Below are 20,033 nucleotides of genomic sequence, written 5' to 3'. Positions count from 1 at the left end.
TTCTTAACCAATAGACTGATATTGTATCAAATAATCTATCAGGTGGTCATGGCTTTATTTAATCCGTTCGGTTGGAATTGGCATGGCACAAACGTCGATGTAATCAGGGCTTTCAACAAACCATGCTTCTACGCGATTTTTACGCGCTTCAATAAGGGCTTTAAACGCATTTGAGTCTGTTTTCATCACCCGAAACTCACTTTTATCTGTGTCTTTAATATCTGCTAATACTTGCATATCTGTAATGGGATTAAATGCCTGACCTTCAGTGGCTTTACGCTGCAATAGATTAAAGTGCTCCATGCCTTCTAAAACACGACCAAACACGGTGATATTACGGTCTAAATAGCGCTGGCTATTACCGATGGTGACATAAAATTCGGTACCACCGGAATTAATATCATTACCGCGGGCCATAGCAAAAATTCCTGGGCAATGTACTTGCCATGTTTCGGTTTGGCTTTGGTTTTGTGCCACAGCAAAGCCATTTAAAAAGCCCGTTTTAGCGGCATAGCCATCAGGCCCTTTAAGCTCTGTAATCGCTAAAGGAGCCTCGGTGCGTAGATAAAACTCAGCAGGTAACCCTTTTTTTGCATTTTTAACAGGTTTACTTTCGCTGGCATCTCCGCCCTGCGCAACAAATCCTTCAACAAAGCGATACATACTCAGGCCTTGATAAAACCCTTCTTTGGCAAGCTGTCGCATGTTATTTGCGTGAATAGGCGCTAGTTTATCGTTTAGTTCGATATAAGCAGCGCCTGTAGGTAAGGTTAATTTAATAACGTTTTCGGCACTGACTTTTCGCCACTCACTGCTACTTGCGGTTTTAATGATTTCGCCAGCAGAACGTTTTTGGCTTGTTTCTTTTGCAGCAATTGGTGCAGCTAATACTACGCCAAGGCACAGAGTTAATAGACTTAATTTCATTGTTATTATCTTTTAAGTAATTGACAACTCAGCCTATTAACTTATGCCTTAATAAGCAAATAAAAGCGATTTATGGTGCCAAGTAGATGTATTAGTCCCAATCAAATTTATAAAGAATATCAACATTTTGATAAAGGCCGCTGGTGACCTCGATATACAATTGCGACAACAATTGATAACGAACTGCCACTTCACTTAATGAATCAAAAATGCCGACACTGTATTTCACTTGAATACCTGGTGTAACATAGCCAGATATTTCAACTTTGGTGTCATCCCCGCTACCGCTTGAACTTAAGCTTACATCAGACAAACCAAAGCTTTCACCAATTTTAGATACCACACCTTCACTACGGTTTACACCTTGGGCAAGCAGTAATTGGGTGAGCATCGCATCGGTTGAACTGTCTCCTTCATCAAGAGGTTGACCATTTAATAAATAAGCCAATGCTTGGGCTTGGTCCATCGCAGGCTCTGAGAATACTTTTAATGAAGGCTGTTCAACATTACCAGTTAAGGTAATACCCGCAATCACGCCATTCGAGGTGTTGTCTGGATTACGAATTGCCTTAATGTTCAAGTACGGTTTATCAATTGAGCCACTAAAGCCCACCTGACCGGTGCGAATTTGCAAGTCTTGACCAAAAGCACGATAGGTACCTTGAACTAGGTTCAACTCACCCGTTGCTATCATCGGCGTAACTTGGTCCATGCTGATGTTTATGTCACCTTCAACTTTCGACTGTAAGCCAAACGAGTCAACGCGCACATCATTTTCAACCAACACCTTTAAGTTAATAGCATAATCAAAGGGCACTTTTTCTGACTGTTGCTGCTCAATATCAACAATGACTTCATCATCGCTGACTTGTACAGCGCCTTCTGGTAGCTCTTCAATGGCAATACGACCCCATGGCACCACAACTTGGCCATCAAGATTAAACGCATTATTCTTCAACGACATTGTTAAATCTGGCGATACTTTAAAGGTGACATCTTGCTGGGCACGCACAAAAAACTCTTTACCGTTTAATTTCACGTCAACGTCAGGTAAATCTTGCTGCCAATCAACACCACCAGATAAATTAAGCGCGCCCCCTTCAGTATCTTTAAGCTCACCCGTGAGCTTCGCACTTTGGTTATTAAAGGCAATGTTCACATAAGAGTTTTGCAGCGATACAGGCAGGGTTGCCCCTTCAAGGTTGATTTTTTCGACATCAAAATCACCATTGAGTAATGGTTCTTTTAAAGTACCTGCGATTGCTAATCGTCCTTTGATGTCGCCTGTTAATTGCTCAAGTGAAGCAATAAAGGGTCGTAAGTTTGTTAACTCAATTTTCTCAATAACCAAGTCGCCCGCTAAGGTCTGTTGATTTTGAATATCATCAATGTTGAGCTCTGACGTTACTTTACCTAATACGGATGAATCAATAGTGGCATTAAGTTTACCAACTTGTGCGTCGCTCATTGCCGAAATATCTAAAACCTCAACCGGTAATTTATATACACTTGCACCATCGATTAAGGATGCTTCAAGCTGCTGAGTTTTGATATTGGCACGAATAGTTTTTAGTGCGCCATTATTCCAGTTGGCAACAAACTCCCCGCTTGCATCCCCTGTTACTTTCAAGTTATCTGGTAAGAAGTGTTTAAATTCAGCAATCGATAACGCTGCAAGCTGTGCATTTAACTGGCCTAACTGCTTAGTTTGCTGCAAAGTCTCAAAGCATAATTTTGAGTTATCACTTTGCCAGCAATGTGCAGCGACATTAAAGTCAAATGTCTTGGTATTAACTTGAATATTAATTGGTTTATTAGTGCCAAAGCGCACCTGATTATCGGTAACAAGAATTTGGCTCAGCGCACCTTGCCAGGTTTCTTTATTAAATTTACCGTCAATATCAAACGACGCCTTGCCTTGGTCTGCATCGAGTAAAAAAGTTAAATGGTGATCTGTTTTATCGCCGCTAGCGTCTAACTCAATTTGATTAATTTTGTGTTCGCTAATCGATGCAGAATCAAGCACCAATGACACATCCGTTTGCCAGTCTGCAGCGTAATCAAATTGCCCTTTTAATGTTAAACCATCAACCTGAATATCTTGATAGCTCAATGTATTAAGAACTAAATTTAAATCAACCGTTGGCGCAAGACGCTCACCACGCAAACTCAAATCAGCAAAGCCCTTGCCTTGCATAGGCAAGATATCTTGACCACTTGCATCTAAACGCAATTTGCCGTCAACTTGCCATACATCATCTACCTGACCCGATAAAGCAATTTCATTTTTACCGCTTTTCACTTCTAGTTTATTGAAACTCGCATGCAAGCTGCTATCAAGTTCAAAGTCCGACAGCAAGGTCACAGGTACTTCATTCACAGAGCCATTTAATTGTGTGTTATCCAGCGCAAGCTGCCACTCACTTGCTTGTAAGTTAAATGAACCATTAAATTCACCAGATAAATCACTACTTAGTGCATCCGTTAAATATTGGGCTTTTAAGTGGCTTAAACCCCCTTTAAATTGGCTTTTTACGCCATTTGACCAATCAACTGATGCGGTAATTTCTGCTTTACTGTCGTTAGTATTAAGGCTTAACTGCTCAAGTTTTGCGTTTGTTAAACTACCTTGTAATTGCGATTTCACAGTCATTGCCGGTAATGCATCTAACTGCGTTACTAGGCTCAAATCAACAGAATAAGCATCGGCATGGCCTTTCGCTTTTAAATCAAAGTCCGATAATTGCAGCTGTTGTGTATCTGTTGCTATTTGCCACTTTGCTATTTGACCAGTAAAATCAAATGGGTAATTTGTTTGTTTTAGGTTCACAGCCCCTTTTAACTCTGCTGGGTATGCTCCCTGTGTAACTAGGTCTAACTTTAAATCCTCAAGCGGCCCTGAAACTAATAACTTAGCTTGATGCTCATTGCTATTTACAGACACAGCCCCCTCAATTGAATTTTCACCCGAAAGCTCTGCCACTAAGTTAGAGTGCAATTGCCATTGCTGATAACCTGCAGCAAGCTTTTCAAGATTAATATCGCTTCCTTTGGCTGACGCAATCAACTCGATATTTTCAATAAGCTGAGCCTCTTCTGCGCCATAAGGGGTAACAGCAACTTTACTGATTTGAAATTGCTTTAACTCAATATTAATCGGTAGCGTAATATCGAGGGATGGTAATGCTGGCAGCTCTGTTAATGGCGTTGATTTAGGCTGCTTTTTTGCTTCGTGTAGCATCATAGCAACATCAGCAATGGTCAGTGTATCCACTGTAATATCCGATGCTTCACCGCGACCACTTAAGTTTAATTTGTTGACTGTTACATCGGCACTCGGATGCGCAAGATTAAAGCGATTAATTGCAACTCGCTTAACAGCAACTTTCATTGGTAAGCTAATTTGTGCGGCTTGTGCAACTTCAGGCTCTGTTTCAGAGCCCTGCTCAGTTGATGCAGCTTGGCTTTTAATATTTAAATCTATCGACTGGGCGCTTAAATTATCAAGACAAATGCCATCACAACGCCACCAGAACAAATCAATTTTTAGCTGCTTTGCATCAAGCTTGATGCCTTGATTTTCAAAATGAACATCAAACGCATCGTTATATAAAAAACGCCCAGATGGCAGCTTTATTGTTAAGCCATCAACTAACTTATTAGCTGTGTATGCAATAAAGTGATTACCGGGCGCGGTGAATAGCAAACAAAACACAATAACTAGCAGACTTGCCAACGTGATTGATAGAACCTTGGTTATCTTTTTTAACATCTTCATTAGATTTCAGGCCCTATGGTAATACTTAATCGGGTACTTTTGCTTTCTTTTGTCAGACCCCAAGCATGGTCGATACGCACCGGGCCAACAGGGGTTAAATACCGAAAACCAAAACCGGCACCGACTTCGACGCGGTCACTAAAATCATTAGTCGCAGTACCACTATCGACAAATAAGGCTGCGCGCCAATGCTCAGCAAATTGATAGTTATATTCAACAGTGCCACTCATCAAATATTTACCACCAATTAAGCGCCCTTCCTCATCTTCTGGGGAAATAGATTCATAAGCAAAACCACGTACACTCTGATCACCACCGGCATAGAAACGCAGTGATAACGGCACATCATTTATATTATCGACCAGCATGGCACCTAGGTTGGCTCTTAAAAACAACATATGGCGATCTGCAAAAGTAGTTAGCCAGGCATTTTGCAGTTGTAAGCGCAAAATGTTGGTTGAAGACATCATATCTTTTAAACCAAATTCGGCCGAAACCATCCATTGGTAACCTTCATAAGGTGTTGTACCCCCTTCAGTATCTTTTTTCGCATAACTGATGCCGGGCATCAGCATTTTTGCACTTTGCTCCTCATCGCCAATACGATAAGTTTCATAATCACGTCTTAAAAAGGCCGTACGCACCCAGTCGTCTTCGGTTAGCCATTGCCTTTGCAACTGTCCGGTTAATATTTTGCTGTACAGATCATTAGTTAATTCGTCTTCGAGCTTGTAACCCACAGAGAAGCGCCAAAGGTCATCATTAGGATCGTCGACCGGTACCGTATAGCCCAATGATATATCTTGCTGGCGCTCAGATACATTTAGGTTACTTTCTAAGTAGTGGCCATCTTCGGTGATCCAAGGTTTGGTCCACTTAAAACGAACTTTCGGACCAAGATCTGTGCTATAACCGCCACCCACTTCATAGCTATTGGCTGGCTTATGTAATACATCAACATTAACAGGCACTTGATTATCTTTACGTTTTGCAATATCTGCATACACACGGACACTCGCAAAATAAGGGGTACTCGATAGCGCTAAGTTGTAATCAGAAACCTCGGTCGCTTTATATGGCTGACCTTGTTTAAACTCCGCCAGCGAACGAATGTATTTTTCAGCGGGAGTCTCACTCCCAATGGTGATATCACCAAACTGATAGCGAGGACCGGTATCGACATTAAAAATGACTTTTGCGCTATTATTTTTTAGCGATACGGCCAATTTATGCTCGTGCCACTTCGCATCAAAATAGCCTAACTCTAATAGCTGGCTTTCAAGACCTTTTCTAGCAGCCTCATATTTACCGTGATTTAAAAAGTCACCCTGCTTGATTTTGATACTATTGACAGCAGACATAAATTCAGCGTCATCTTTCCCGGCACCAGTGATAGTTACGTTGATATCTGCAATTCGGGTAACAGGGCCTCGTTCAACATCGACAATTAATAGCTGCTGCGCGTTATCGAAACTAATTTTGATGGTCGGTTTGTAATAGCCAAGGGCTTTTAAACTCATTTCTACTTGGCTTTTAGCATGACGCTTTAATGCCTTGGAAGTTTTTTCATCGATAAGTTGTTTTATGTAAAGCTCAACGTTCTTTTCGAGCTCATCACTGATCCCCTGAATTTTATAATCTTTAATAACCGTAGCCGCACTCGATGCATGCTGGCTGTATGAAAAGCAGATAAACAAAAAGACAAAAAAGAAATGCCGAGTATACAAAAAATATCCTTACTTTTTTGGAGGAGTCATAATCTAAAATGAGTACAAAAAGATACTAGCACAGTGCAATAGCCACCGACATAATTGAAATGCTAAAATTAGTACGCGTTAAACAATTATTTTCGCTACAATAGCGGATAATACCTAGATTTATAATGAATGAGCGACTAAATGCACTTCCCTGATGACGAAAACGGTCAATTATTAGCTGAAATAGCTGAAGCTGGTGTCGATTTAACCAGTATGCAAACCATCGATTTCTATATTCTTTTTGAACAAAAACCTGAAGCAGAAAAATTTGCTGAAGCGATTACAAGTGATGAGCTTGCTCCTTCAACAGAGTTAACCAAATGCCCAGATACAGGGGTGTGGGAAGTAATTACCCGCGTGAAGATGGTGCCAGATCACACTTTACTTAGCCAAACTGAGCAATACTTAGAAAGCATCGCTAATGGCCATAATGGTTATGGTGATGGCTGGGGTTTAATGGCTGAAGAACAATAAGCCTGCCAGCCAATTTTGTAAGCGAATCAATTTAGTTGATTCGCTTTACGAAAATTCCCCTGATAATCAAATAGCTTTTCTGCCACTTTCCAACCATATTTTTTATTTTTACGCGCAATCACAAAATCGGGGGCCAGTAGTTGCTGCTGTAAATCGACAACCTGCTCAGCGCTTTGCCATTCAATTGGGGTAAAACCTGGTGCTGCTCTCTTACCAAACTGCTTATTAAAAATAAATCGTCCGGTGTCATTTGCTAAGTTAAATACCTCATCACAACTTGCACCGTCTTCATCATAATAACTAATTTTAAGTAAACCTTTTGCGATCACCTGAGCTGACAAACCACTACACCTTAATACCAAGGCATCTTTTAAATTTAGTGCTTCTCGTAGTTTATCATCAGGGTCTGCCATCATAGCACCACAAGAATGGCACTGCCTTGCAGCAATGTCATTTTGTTCACCACACTGCTCACATTCTTTAAACCGAAAACGATAATCGCACTGAACTTGTTCTTCACCATCGTCCAGCAAGCCTTGGCAACGTCTGCCAAAATGCTCAATCACTTTGCCCTCGCTGTCTGTTTTACCCCAAAAAATATTCGCAAATCCACAACCCGGACACAGTACTTGAACAGGCTCATTATCACTTTGCGCTTTTTTACTGCCCACTTCAGGATAAAACAAATCAAAACCATTACCTGCATAATCAATCACTAAGCAGTCTTTTTTTCCTTCACTTAAGCGCAGGCCCCGACCTACAATCTGCTGGTATAAACTGACCGATTCGGTTGGCCGTAAAATTGCGATGAAATCAACATGAGGAGCATCAAAGCCTGTCGTGAGCACAGATACATTAACCAAATACTTTATTTGTTTTGCTTTAAATTGATTAATAATTCGGTCACGTTCGTTATTATCGGTATCGCCGGTTATAAGTGCAGTATTTTGCTCTGGTAAGTAACCGGTAATTTCTTTGGCATGCATCACGGTTGCGGCAAAGATCATCACGCCATGACGCTGTTCACTGTATTCTATAACTTGCTTGATAATAGCTTTTGTTGCCCGTGTGTTATCTTTCAATAATGCATTCATATTTTCGATACTGTATCGACCAGATGAATCACTCGGTAGTGATGAAAAGTCATAATGACTAATAGCAGCATCGACTTCATGCGGCGGCGTTAAATAGCCGTTCTTAATCATATAGCGCAGTGGTAACTCAAAAATACACTTTTTAAATGGCGCATCTTTATCACCTCTAACAAAACCGTGATAATGATGATGATAAACCCAGCCCATCCCCATACGAAAAGGTGTCGCAGTTAAGCCTAGCACTTTAAGATTTGGGTTTTGCTTTTTTAGACTCGCTATCACCTGCCCGTATTGGCTTTGTTCATCACCGCTGACACGGTGACACTCATCAATGATCAACAAAGAGTAGGCATCACTCAGCTTATCGGTATTGCGCGCCAGGGACTGCACACTTGCAAAGGTGACTTGCTCTGTTAAAGACTTTTGCTTTAAACCTGCTGAAAAAATACTCGCCTTAAAACCAAAGCTCATATATTTCTCTGCGTTTTGCTCCACCAATTCTTTGACATGTGCAAGCACCATAATTTTTTGTTTGGCAATGCGCGCAAGCTCTGCAATAACAAGGCTTTTTCCTGCCCCTGTTGGTAATACGATCAGTGCAGCATCATCTGTTTGTCGAAAGTGAGCAACCGTGCGTTCTACGGCCTCTTGTTGGTAGGGTCTGAGTACGTACTTCATTTTATCGGAATATTCGACATAAAAAAGGGAAGCATACGCTTCCCTTCATATTCTTTAAAGCAAAAAATTAAGCCAAGTGCTTAGTTAGATCGACACCTTGGAACGCTTTAGGACGTTTACCACGACCCGTCCATTCAACGATTTCACCATTATACTCGATGCGATATTTTGGTTTAACTTTAGTACGCTTATCTGTACTTGCTACATCTTGTAAATCTTCTAATGTAAGTCCTTTTTCTTTTAACAAATCGAGTACTTCTTTTTTAGCTTCTTGCTGTTGAGTATATTTCTCGATTGCTGTGTCAATTAGCTGCTTGGCTTTTTCAAGCTCAGTTAACGACGCAGATTTAACAAAAGATCGGATTTCTTTCATTTAGAGCTCTCTTGGATATAAAATTTAAGTTAGATGTTAAACGTTCATGAGTATATAATTAAATCATAAATTAATCTATGGCATGCTTATTTTTTATAGCACTTTTCATTATATTAAAGCCATAACTTAACTTTATCTATTACGTCAAGTAGCTCTGAAATCAACCCTTCGACAACCAAAGTGTCATGTTGTTGATTAAATCTATTTTCTGTCTGCACGATAAGTTCTGACAACGGTGGGTATTGAAGCATAACAATCCCACCTTTAAGCTTATGGATTGAACGAGAAATCTTTTCAATATCATGATTTTTTAAGTGCGTAGATAAATTATCCACATCTTCTTGTAAGCTGTTTATAAACACCTCAGCTAACATTTTTGCATCATTTTCATTTCCAAAAACAGTTAACCAATGCTGCTTATCTTTAACACCTTGTATATTTATAAATGTATTATCAATGGTTTCAACATCACTCGTGTTGAGGTCAATAAACTCAGCCAATCTATTATATAATTCATTTAGTTTGTACGGCTTAAAAAGAACGCTATTCATACCTGAATCTAAAGCTTTTTTTAGACATTCTTTCGATGAGTCAGCAGTAAAACCGATAATAGGTAAATGCTTAAATTGCTCTTTTTCTCGTATACTTTTCGCTAAGCCAAAACCATCTAAATCCGGCATGTGGCAGTCTGTTAATAATAAGTCAAAATGATTATTCTCAAGCGCTTTTAACCCTGCGAAACCATCCTCGACTATTACAGCCTTAATACCAAGCTTTTGACATTGCTTTTCAAGTAATAGTTGATTGGTTTTATTATCCTCAGCTATCAGTATTTGACCATAAACAGGAGTATTTTCTAGTCGGGTTGGCTCACTACTTTTAGTGTGAATATTATCAATTAACTCTCTTAGTATATCTGGATAAAGTGGGTCTACAGCTAAAACGTGACAGCTACATTTTGCCGGGGCTTGAGTGCCATTCGGACTTAACACAATAATGTATTTGTTGCTTGCTTGGTTTATCTCTGTTCGCCAGTCGTTACCGCAAAGTTCCACCATATAGCACTCATCAATAAATATACTTTTTGCCTGCTCAAAAGCATGTTTATCTAATGGCCAATCTAGCTGCTTATATTGAACACCAATGCTGTCTAAACAATTTAACAGAGGCTGATTTTGACTACAGACATACCAAGTAACAGAAGATAGACTTAGCTTAGATTTGCTAACTTGGGTTAATGGCACAGTGATATAAACATTGGTGCCTTTCCCATAAGTACTAGAAATATTAATCTCACCTTCCATTGCATCTAGTAATTGCTTGGCAAGACTTAAACCCAGACCAGCACCACCAAAGCGACGTTGAATAGAATTATCTGCTTGCTCAAAAGGGGTAAATGTTTGCTTTAGTTGCTGAGCAGTCATACCTTTGCCGGTATCTGATACTTCAAGTTTAAGGGTGTTTTTTTCAAACAAAACATCACAACTAATCGTGCCTTGTTCGGTAAACTTAACTGCATTATTTAGCACGTTAGAAACAACTTGCATCACGTGGTTTATATCGACAGAAGCTAAATTATAGGCCGCTGTACGCCACGATAAAATAAACTCTATGCCTTTTTGCTTAGCAAGATATTCATGAGCGCGTATAACTCGGCATAAATGCGACTCTAAATCTACATTTCGTATTTCAACATCGATATTACCCGCATTAGTATTTGCAAAATAAAGAATATCATCAACTAAAGTGCGTAACTTTAATAAAGAGCCATCAATGTGCTCTACCAATTGGTATTGCTCATCAGTCATCGTTGAAGCTTTTAGTAATTCAATAAAGCCACTAACGCCTGAAATAGGCGTTCGCAGTTCATGACTCATGGTTGCAATAAAACGACTTTTCGCTAAATCAGCTTGCTGTGCTAATTGATTTGCCTTTGTAAGGTCTGCTTGCTGGCGTTTTAGCAAATTAATGTCAAATAAAATACCATTCCAACGAACTCCCTCTTGCGAAGACTGCTTTTTGGGCTCAGCATTTGCTATATATCGACACCAAATCTGCTGACCTAAATGGTTCACTCTAAACTCAATATCGATCATGCTATTAAGTTTGTTAGCAAGCTTAAAACTTTTAGCAATTTTAACCCTGTCTTCATCAACAATATGAGGCGAAATGCAACCTGTCATACCCCGACGATTAACGGTTGTATTTGAAATACCTAATAACTCTTGTGCGCCTCGGCTAATATAAGTGTAGCTACCCTCACCATTATCATAATACTCGTACTGAAAAACGCCGCCTGGGATAGTATCGGTAATTGTTTGTAGTAGTTTTTGTACTGATTTATTCTCACGCTGTAATTGGTGATGCTCAGTAACATCCGTAATTACTGTCATAATGCCTGCAAGTAAACCATCAACACCATAATAAGGTTTTTTTGTATAAAGAAGTTCAAGGTTTTGTCCTTCATTATTGGTGTAGTTTATTTGCTGATTTATCACTTTTCCTGACTTTAAACTTTGTCTGTTTTGCGAAAGCAGTTTCTTAACCACATCAAGATCAGTACGTAGGTATTGATTATCTTTATCCCATAAATGAGCAAAATTATCTTTATAAGCCTTATTCCACATTATGCGACGTTGATCTTTATCCTGTATCACCACCATAGTAGGAAGGTCATCTATCAGCTTTTGAGTGAAGTTAAGTTTACTAAGTGTAACCTGTTCAGCGTGTTCGCGTTTTGCTATTTCTCTATTAATTGTTATTCGCCAGCTAATAAAGTAAATAACAGATACTGCCAACAGAATTAAAACAAGAATTGCTGTCGTGTTTACCGTTTTTTTATCGTAGCCTTGCTCAATATTAAAAATACCATGGCGATTGACTACATGAGTAAAATCATTACTTGTTAATGTTTTAAATAAACTATCGAGTAAAGTGGCAAATTCAGAAAAGTGTTTATTTACTAAAAAGTAAATAGGCTGCGAATAACGATATTTTGGATTGATGTAAAATTCACCAATATAAAACTGATTTAATTGATAAGCGGCAATGCTTTGAGGCAAGATTACGCCGTCGATGTTATCATTTCTTAACGCATAAAAAAGAGTTTGAATTGAATCGAATGAGACGGTATCAAGCTGTTCACTAACCACAAGCCTCTCTAATGGATTTGCAAACGTTTCAAAATACCCTATCCGTTTAATTTCTCTTGAACGCTTAGAAATTAACACCATTTCTAAACTATAGTGAGCAGGTAAAGCAATTAGTACACCTTCATCTATTTTAGATGGTGTAAGTGTAGGAATAATATCAACTTTATTAGCTAAAAATAATTTTTCTAACTCGCTAGAGTTAGCGGCTGGTATGTACTTAAATTGAAAGTCACTTCGCTGTGAAAGAAGTTGCAGTGTATCGTTTAAATACCCTCTGGCCTCACCATTCTTGTTTGTTGAATTTAGTGGATAAATGCCATCAATAAATGAAAATGTCAGTAAATAATTATTAATATCTTCGGCATTAATACGGTTAAAATCGCGCTTAAACTGCCCATATGCCTTTGCAGCTAAGTACTCTTCGCTCGCAGCACTTTCCCACAACTGTTTAGTTGTTGGAGATATTGAGGTCAAAACAGAATTCACTTGGTTACGTAGCAATGTATTGTTTTTATTGAACATTACATGCAGAGTCTCACTTGATAACCAAATAGGGCTAACTACTTTTAAGTTATCATGAGTACGATTTTTAAATTGATGAGATAAAGCAGAATAATCTCCCAAAAACGCATCAAATGTGCCATCAGCAATTTTCTTATATGCATCTTCCGGTTGAATAAAGCGATTAATAAACAGAGCGCCATTTTCGGCTAAATATTCACAATGTGAGCTGCCAGTTATACAAACCCAGCGCAGGCTAGCCAAATTTTTTAAAGCATCGTTGGCTATCTTTTGCTTTGTCACTATTCCGCGCGGCGATTCCATAAACGGAGTAGAAAATAAGAAATGCTTCTTGCGTTGTTTTGTCTCATTTAAGCCAACAGCAAAGTCGACTTTTCCTGCCTCCAAAGCATCTAAAAGCTCATTTAAACTTGCATATACTTCATAATCTAATTCAGCCCCAAGCAAGCTGGCAATTTCATTACTGTAGCCAACAATCACGCCTGAAAACTGACCATCAGCATCACGCGTATGATACGGGAAAAAGTTATAGCTAACGATACCTGCTTTTAAAGTTGCACCAGTCTGTTCAGAATTCGCACTAAATGATACAAGTAATGAAAGTAATATATAGATAAAGACAGTTATCTTACCCAAACAAAAGCCTTAACTAATTGTTAATCAGGAAATTCCAGTATAAGAGATTATTTCAAATGGTACAAATAACTAACTTGTTTCAATGCAATTAGCACTCATTAATATCTGTGCTTTCTTATTTTATAAAACCCATTTCAATATCAACCACTCTTTGATTTTACTTACTAACAATACTGAGAGTTTTCTAGTTCGGAATAATAATTGATTCAAAGTGATGACAAACAAACCTTTGATTAAGGTTAAGAACTTTATGCTCATTATCATGGTTTTGACGAATCGTTTAACTCTCCTTCTTAATAAACTATTAAAATAATTGCTAAAGACATCAGGTAGCCTTGTATCAATATTTTGTCCAATGATCGCCATGTATATTCCATAAAAAAAGGCTGAAAAAATTCAGCCTTTTTACGTTCAAAAAACTTTATTAGAAGCTGATTGAGTAGCTTACTCGATAATCGCGACCAAAGTTGTTATATAAGTCTTGATCATCCCATGTGCCATTTGATGATAGCACTGGATCTTCATCTGTTAAGTTATTAACAGTGAAAGTAACAGCACCATATGCACCAGCATTATAAGTATAAGTTAAGTTATGTACTAACCAGCTATCAAGTCGACCAGACACATCATATTTAGCACCAGCAATTGGATTACCATCAGCATCTAAAGGAGCTTTTTCAAACTCACTTGTGCTATCAGTAAATGTTGCGTTCCATGCTAAAGAGTGATCTTCATAAGACCATGCAACCGTTGCAACAGACTTAAGCTCAGGTTGACCTGACCAACCAGATGTATCTTGAACTCGACCACCTACTTCTTCTTCATATGAAAGTACAAAGCTATTCACGTTTTGGAAACGGAAATCACCAAAACCAGTTTCAAGATTTGCAGCAATTGTAAAGTCGATACCTTCAATTTCGAAACCAGCACCATTAAAGTAAGATGTACCTGCTTCAATAAGCGTTCCAGATGCAGCACGCTTCAGATAGAAAGTCTCATTCGAAGTATCTGTATCTACTGATACAGCAGAGATTAGGCCTGCAGCTTCGTCAGATAAAAGAGCTTGTAATGTCTTTTGTTGGATTACATTATCGATTTGTAACTGGAAGTAATCAAGTTTGAAAGTAAGGTTGTCGTTTACGTCCCACGCGATACCAAGGTTAGTGTAATCTGATTCTTCAGCATCTAACTCTGAGTTTTGTGTATAGTATGTATTGTACTGACGCTCTGTTGTAGAGCCATTTCTATAGTCAATAGCGTCTTCTGCTGAAAATGAACGCGCAGCATTAAGACGGTCAAGACCAGGTGCACGGAAAGACTCAGAATATGAACCACGGATAACGATGTTATCAGCTACTTGCCAACGAGCAGATACCGCAGGAGCAATATTGTCACCGAAGTCAGAGTAGTCATCGTAACGAGCTTTTAAGTTAACTTCTACAGTTTCAGTAATTGGAAGAACTGACTCGAAGAAGAGTGCTGTTACATCACGTTTACCCTGTGATGAGTTACCTGCTGAACCACCGATTAAACCAGCAGCTGATTGACCATCGTAGATATCTGCATAAGTTTGCTCAAAATATTCCATACCTACGTAGTGTGATACTTGACCACCAGGTAATTCGAATAAATCGAAGCCGATACCAGCAAAGTATTGGTCAAAAGTCGATGAAGATTCTTGAAGTGTTGTTGCTTTCATGTTTGCAACACCTTCATCTGAACCTAAATCAATATCATTAGCTTGGTTGTAAGCTAAACCAGAATAAGAAAGGTAGTATTGACCAACAGATTTGTTATCTGCTTTGTTACGGTGGTAGTAAACTTCCCATGAAGCATTGTTCCAGTCGAAGTCACCGCGAAGACCAGTAGTTAAGTCGATATTGTAGTCGTCTACGTTACCGTCACGAGTACCGATACCAACCCAACGGAATAAACCATACGCACCGTCTACACCATAAGGGTTGTGTGGGTTATCAGCAGACATATTTTCCCACTCTGCAGCAGGAGGAGCATAACGACCAAATGATGAGTTTTGAACAAACATTGTTTGACCAAACCACTCTACGTTATCGGAAATTTCATAGTTAGAGCTGATGTATAATGTGTTACGGTCGATTGATGCTGTGTTGTAAGATACGTTACCAAACGCATACATACAATACTCAGAGCCTGGGCCCCAGTCTTCATTTGCATCTACACGACGAAATGTATCTTCGCCATACTGAGAAATTAAATCATCACATAGTAGAGACGCTTTTGCTTCTGAGAAGTCTGGAGATAAAACAGTTGCACCGAAGTACGACCAACCAACAGTATCTGCAGTGTATGCTTCGATATCACCATCACCATCTAAATCACCGATTTTAGCTTTAGTGTAATCACGTGCACCATCACTGATACCTTCACGTTTTTGGTAATCGTATGCAAACGTGATGTTACCTTTATCGTTTGAGATACCACCTACTACTGAGAACTCTGAAGACGTTGTCCCTTCGTCCTGATCACGATGACCAGCACCAACGTTAAAGCTTAGGCCTTCATAATTGTCTTTTAATACAACGTTAACAACACCAGCCATTGCATCAGAACCATAAATAGATGATGCACCTTCAGTCATGATATCGATACGCTCAACTGCCGCCATAGGAATAGCATTTAAGTTAGCTGACGCACCACCTAATGTTGGTGAGCCTGGGAAACGACGACCGTTTAATAGCACAAGTGTACGGCGTGAACCCGCACCACGTAAGTTAATAGTTGCTTGAGACTGAGCAGAGCTACCTGAACGCTCTGAGAATGAGCCGAATGAGTTCAATGAACTTGAACGAAGAGCGTCAGCTACAGTGAAATCACCTTCCATTTTGATATCAGCAGATGTAATGCTGATTACAGGTGATGCACCTTCAAGGTCAGTACGCTTGATGCGTGAACCTGTTACTTGAATGCGTTCAACTTTTTCTACACTGTTGTCTTCAGCTGCAACAGTCGATGCAGAAAATGCAGCAGTTGACACTGCACCAAAAGCAATCGCTAAGCGAACTGCTTTTGAAACTTGATTATTTAACATTTGATTCTCCCTGGTCATATCCATGTTATGACTTTATTAATTTATTTAACACTAAAGGGTCAAAGCCCCCCTTAGAGCTATCAAATACTAATATCAGGTACAACTTTTGGTCAACTTTTTTTTAACCTTTGTTTTATAAGGAAATTTAAACAATAAACAAATAATCAACAATAAACCAAATACGTTAATATTAGGTACAAGATAATTGCTTAAAGGTACAGAAAAAGCGTGGAAAACTCACACCAACAGCTTTTTGATAGTTAATAAATGCAACAATCAAAATTAACAATTGAAATAAAATAAATTATCTATGGCAGGCGAAAAAGGTGGAGGATTTCAAAAAAGTAACATCTATTTATTAAATGCTACTTCTTTTTCTAAATCTAAATAAGGGTTTTAAAGAATCGATTCACCCATAATGTAAATTGCTAGTAATTCATCTTGATTGTTATCAAAGATTTTCCCAACTTCACAATTGACTTTCATTGTTTCTACTTGTTCGATCAAAAGTGCTGACTGGTTAGCAGCATTTACTAACTCAGTTAACCTAAGAATTAGAAGCTCTAATTCATTCATAAAAAGAGACAACGCTTTTTTGAAGTCTATTTTGTTATTCTGATTTTGACGCAAGAAGTTTATGAACGCAGGTAAATTAGTCCCCACTAAAGCATCAAAATTATTTATAAATTCACGTTTCATTTTTATTTCAATTTCATTGAAATAATGCTTTGCACTTTCCAGCTGCTTTCTATCAAGATCGTTAATCAAAGCCACTAGAGATGATGTTAACTCTTGTCTAACAAAGTTTGCTGCCGCTAAAATCTTTGCATTTGGCTTTACAATTATTGATTCAGGGTGATGACAGACAAATGCAAATACTCCCTTAGCACTTAATACACGAAAAACCTCAGAGATACTTTTATCTAGTTGACTGTACTCTAGAGAAAACTGTGCAATAACAGACGAAAACTCATCATCTTTAAATGGTAAATTCTCAACGGCTGTATTTGAAAGAAAGGTTCCGCCTACACTCTTTGAAACCTCGGGATGAATTTTTGCCTGATCGATTCCAACACAATTTAACTTTTTGTCTCTTTGTATCAGCTGAATTAAGGCACCATTGCCCGTGCCAACATCCAGAACCAATGAGTCTGGATCTAGCTTAGTCGCGAAACTACACCAGAACTCTTGTAATGATCCTTGGTAATTTTTTTTAAACCCGTTTCCAAATGAGGTTAGGTGTCCTTGTTGCCAATAATTTGTCCAATGGTCGCTCATGTATACTCCATAAAAAAAGGCTGAATAAATTCAGCCTTTTTACTTTCAAAAAACTTTATTAGAAGCTGATTGAGTAGCTTACACGATAATCACGACCAAAGTTATTATAAAGGTCTTGGTTATCCCAAGTACCGTTTGATGATAACACTGGATCTTCATCTGTTAAGTTATTAACAGTGAAAGTAAGTGCACCGTATGCACCTGCATTATAAGTGTAAGTTAAGTTGTGAATTAACCAGCTATCAAGCTTACCTGTTTGCTCATAGTAGCCATCACCATCTTCATCTTTTTCAGTTTCAGTAGTGCTGTCTGTGTATGTTGCATTCCACGCTAAAGAGTGATCTTCATAAGACCATGCAACCGTTGCAACAGACTTAAGCTCAGGTTGACCTGACCAACCAGATGTATCTTGTACAACACCACCTACTTCTTGGTCATACGAAAGCACAAAGCTATTCACGTTTTGGAAACGGAAATCACCAAAACCAGTTTCAAGATTTGCAGCAATTGTAAAGTCGATACCTTCAATTTCGAAACCAGCACCATTGAAGTAAGATGTACCTGCTTCAACTAGAGTACCTGATGCAGCACGCTTCAGATAGAAAGTCTCATTTGAAGTATCTGTATCTACTGATACAGCAGAGATTAGGCCTGCAGCTTCGTCAGATAGTAAAGACTGAAGAGACTTAGATTGAATTACATTATCAATCGCTAACTGGAAGTAATCAACTTTGAAAGTAAGGTTTTCGTTTACATCCCACGCGATACCAAGGTTAGTGTAATCTGAAGTTTCAGCATCTAACTCTGAGTTTTGCGTGTAATAAGTGTCATATTGACGCGATGTAGTTGAACCATTTGCATAGTCGATAGCTGATTCAGCAGAGAATGTACGTGCAGCATTTAGAAGGTCAAGACCTGGTGCACGGAAAGACTCAGAATATGAACCACGGATAACGATGTTATCAGCTACTTGCCAACGAGCAGATACCGCAGGAGCAATATTGTCACCGAAGTCAGAGTAGTCATCGTAACGAGCTTTTAAGTTAACTTCTACAGTTTCAGTAATTGGAAGTACTGACTCGAAGAAGAATGCTGTTACATCACGTTTACCCTGTGATGAGTTACCTGCTGAACCACCGATTAAACCAGCAGCTGATTGACCATCGTAGATATCTGCATAAGTTTGCTCAAAATATTCCATACCTACGTAGTGTGATACTTGACCACCAGGTAATTCGAATAAATCGAAGCCGATACCAGCAAAGTATTGGTCAAAAGTCGATGAAGATTCTTGAAGTGTTGTTGCTTTCATGTTTGCAACACCTTCATCTGAACCTAAATCAATATCATTAGCTTGGTTATAAGCTAAACCAGAATAAGAAAGGTAGTATTGACCAACAGATTTGTTATCTGCTTTGTTACGGTGGTAGTAAACTTCCCATGAAGCATTGTTCCAATCAAGGAAACCACGTAAACCAGTTGTTAAATCGATGTTGTAGTCGTCTACGTTACCGTCACGAGTACCGATACCAACCCAACGGAATAAACCGTATGCACCATCTTCACCGTATGGGTTGTGCTCATTGTCTGCAGACATACCAGTCCAAGGAGCAGCTGGAGGAGCATAACGACCAAATGATGAGTTTTGAACAAACATTGTTTGACCAAACCACTCTACATTTTCAGCGATTTCATAGTTAGAGCTGATGTATAATGTGTTACGGTCGATTGATGCTGTGTTGTAAGATACGTTTGCAAACGCATACATACAATACTCAGAGCCTGGACCCCAGTCTTCATTTGCATCTACACGACGGAACGTATTTTCACCGTACTCTGCAATTAAGTCATCACATAATAGTGATGCTTTTGCTTGTGAGAAGTCAGGAGAAAGAACTGTTGCACCGTAGTAAGACCAACCAACAGTATCTGCAGTGTACGCTTCGATATCACCATCGCCATCTAAATCACCGATTTTAGCTTTAGTGTAATCACGTGCACCATCACTGATACCTTCACGTTTTTGGTAATCGTATGCAAACGTGATGTTACCTTTATCGTTTGAGATACCACCTACTACTGAGAACTCTGAAGACGTTGTTCCTTCGTCTTGATCACGATGACCAGCACCAACGTTGAAGCTTAAGCCTTCATAGTTGTCTTTTAGGATAACGTTAACAACACCAGCCATTGCATCAGAACCATAAATAGATGATGCACCTTCAGTCATGATATCGATACGCTCAACTGCCGCCATAGGAATAGCATTTAAGTTAGCTGACGCACCACCTAATGTT

The 20,033-nt window shown here is 39.0% G+C and carries 10 protein-coding genes; 1 reads left to right on the top strand and 9 read right to left on the bottom strand.

The features are described from left to right. Positions 1-54 precede the first annotated feature (54 nt). The 3 genes from L1267_RS17400 to L1267_RS17390 all read right to left on the bottom strand — a co-directional run bounded on the left by L1267_RS17400 (position 55) and on the right by L1267_RS17390 (position 6,432). Entirely contained in the window at positions 55-927 is an 873-nt protein-coding gene (locus L1267_RS17400; RefSeq protein WP_235383607.1) for a peptidylprolyl isomerase, read from the bottom strand. Positions 928-1,018: 91 nt separating this feature from the next. Beyond that, the gene (gene tamB, locus L1267_RS17395; protein ID WP_235383606.1) at positions 1,019-4,705 is read right to left on the bottom strand and encodes an autotransporter assembly complex protein TamB; all 3,687 of its coding nucleotides are present in this window, start codon (positions 4,703-4,705) and stop codon (positions 1,019-1,021) included. After that, the gene (locus tag L1267_RS17390) at positions 4,705-6,432 is read right to left on the bottom strand and encodes an autotransporter assembly complex protein TamA (RefSeq protein WP_442960568.1); all 1,728 of its coding nucleotides are present in this window, start codon (positions 6,430-6,432) and stop codon (positions 4,705-4,707) included. The genes tamB and L1267_RS17390 overlap by 1 nt, the downstream gene beginning before the upstream one ends. 171 nt (positions 6,433-6,603) lie before the next feature. Between L1267_RS17390 and L1267_RS17385 the strand changes: the two genes are divergently transcribed. Beyond that, positions 6,604-6,936 carry a ribonuclease E inhibitor RraB gene (locus tag L1267_RS17385; protein WP_135925338.1) on the top strand — a complete coding sequence of 111 codons (333 nt, stop codon included), beginning with the start codon at positions 6,604-6,606 and terminating at the stop codon, positions 6,934-6,936. 26 nt (positions 6,937-6,962) lie between these two features. On the opposite strand, the gene L1267_RS17380 is transcribed toward L1267_RS17385, so the two are convergent. The 6 genes from L1267_RS17380 to L1267_RS17355 all read right to left on the bottom strand — a co-directional run. Then, positions 6,963-8,708, bottom strand: a complete 1,746-nt coding sequence (locus tag L1267_RS17380; RefSeq protein ID WP_235383605.1) for a DEAD/DEAH box helicase — start codon at positions 8,706-8,708, stop codon at positions 6,963-6,965. A gap of 67 nt (positions 8,709-8,775) precedes the next feature. Next, positions 8,776-9,081 (bottom strand): H-NS histone family protein, encoded by a 306-nt coding sequence (locus L1267_RS17375; RefSeq protein ID WP_135925343.1) that lies wholly within the window; start codon positions 9,079-9,081, stop codon positions 8,776-8,778. Positions 9,082-9,194: 113 nt separating this feature from the next. Next, a complete protein-coding gene (locus L1267_RS17370; protein WP_235383604.1) occupies positions 9,195-13,391 on the bottom strand; it encodes an ATP-binding protein in 4,197 nt (1,398 codons plus the stop codon). A gap of 424 nt (positions 13,392-13,815) precedes the next feature. Beyond that, positions 13,816-16,458, bottom strand: a complete 2,643-nt coding sequence (locus tag L1267_RS17365; RefSeq protein ID WP_235383603.1) for a TonB-dependent receptor domain-containing protein — start codon at positions 16,456-16,458, stop codon at positions 13,816-13,818. A gap of 396 nt (positions 16,459-16,854) precedes the next feature. After that, positions 16,855-17,736 carry a class I SAM-dependent methyltransferase gene (locus tag L1267_RS17360; RefSeq protein ID WP_235383602.1) on the bottom strand — a complete coding sequence of 294 codons (882 nt, stop codon included), beginning with the start codon at positions 17,734-17,736 and terminating at the stop codon, positions 16,855-16,857. Between the two features lie 58 nt (positions 17,737-17,794). Further along, the coding region (locus L1267_RS17355; protein WP_235383601.1) for a TonB-dependent receptor domain-containing protein at positions 17,795-20,033 on the bottom strand (2,239 nt) is incomplete at its 5' end.

The sequence above is a fragment of the Pseudoalteromonas sp. OFAV1 genome, from assembly GCF_021532595.1.
Classification (GTDB): Bacteria; Pseudomonadota; Gammaproteobacteria; order Enterobacterales; family Alteromonadaceae; genus Pseudoalteromonas; species Pseudoalteromonas lipolytica_C.
Note: the sequence above shows the minus strand (reverse complement) of the source record. Positions and strands in the feature narration are given on the sequence as shown.